This is a genomic window from Priestia sp. RMT2NF4, from assembly GCF_047872835.1.
In the GTDB taxonomy this organism is placed as follows: domain Bacteria; phylum Bacillota; class Bacilli; order Bacillales; family Bacillaceae_H; genus Priestia; species Priestia zanthoxyli.
On sequence record NZ_JBLQZO010000028.1, the window covers coordinates 1 to 1,024 of the forward strand.

Annotated in this window: 2 protein-coding genes; both read left to right on the forward strand. The window is 34.3% G+C overall.

Annotated elements, in window-relative coordinates; genetic code table 11:
• Window positions 1–6: 6 nt before the first annotated feature.
• Window positions 7–141 carry a carboxymuconolactone decarboxylase family protein gene (locus ACMX9J_RS27640; RefSeq protein ID WP_416226471.1) on the forward strand — a complete coding sequence of 45 codons (135 nt, stop codon included), beginning with the start codon at window positions 7–9 and terminating at the stop codon, window positions 139–141.
• A 21-nt stretch (window positions 142–162) separates the two neighbouring features.
• Window positions 163–891 (forward strand): DsbA family oxidoreductase, encoded by a 729-nt coding sequence (locus ACMX9J_RS27645; RefSeq protein WP_346255357.1) that lies wholly within the window; start codon window positions 163–165, stop codon window positions 889–891.
• Window positions 892–1,024 lie beyond the last annotated feature (133 nt).

Here is a 1,024-nt window from a genome sequence, read left to right on the forward strand (position 1 = left end):
ATTGATATCCACACTAAAGCAGCCAAAAAAGCGAAAGCAACGAGAGAAGAAGTGGCTGAATCAATTATGGTAGCAACTGCATTGAAAGCCGGATCTGCTCTTTCTCATGGAGTTAATGCATTAGTTGCATATGATGAATAAGTCTTATGGAGGAATGAAAGTATGAAAATTGAAATCTGGTCTGATATTGCATGTCCATTCTGTTATATTGGAAAACAAAATTTAGAGAATGCGTTAGCTAAATTCCCTTATAAAGATCAAGTAGACATTGAATTCAAAAGTTTTGAACTTGATCCAAACGCCTCACTATATGATGGGTCAAAATATGTTGAAAATTTATCTTTTAAATTTGGAGGCATGGCACAAGCAAAACAATTTATTACTCAATTAACTCAACAAGCGAAAAATGTGGGCTTAACTTTTAACTTCGATGAAATGAAATCAACGAATACATTTAATGCTCACCGCCTAGCAAAATGGGCAAAAACTCAAGGTAAAGAAGCCATTGTTAATGAAAAGTTACTTTCTGCATACTTTACGGAATCTAAAGATGTAGGAGATCTAGACACACTAGCTGATATTGCAGAAGCTTCTGGTTTAAATAGAGACGAAGCATTAAAAATGTTAAATGATAAGAAACTATACGCACAAAACGTAAGAGATGATCAAAATGAAGCCAAGAGATATGGTATTAAGGGCGTTCCATACTTTATTATCAATCAAAAATATGCTGTCTCAGGAGCACAGCCAGCGCAAGCATTTTCTGAAGTACTAGATAAAGTGTGGGAAGAAGACAATCCGGCACCGAAATTAGAAACTCTATCGACAGATACTCCTGATGGAGGGGTATGTACTGATGGCAGCTGTGTCATTCCCCCTAAAAAATTATAATAGAGGGCTTTGTAAAAACTTTTATTAGATAACGAAAGTGGAAAGAGATAATTCTAAAAAAAATACAAAATGAAGGAGATATAAAAATGACAAAAATTAATGGAGTCGATACAAAAGTTATTGAAAACTTAGT

Excerpts from the sequence above, each read along its gene's own strand:
- ACMX9J_RS27645 (WP_346255357.1), top strand. The coding sequence starts at position 163 with ATGAAAATTGAAATCTGGTCTGATATTGCATGTCCATTCTGTTATATT.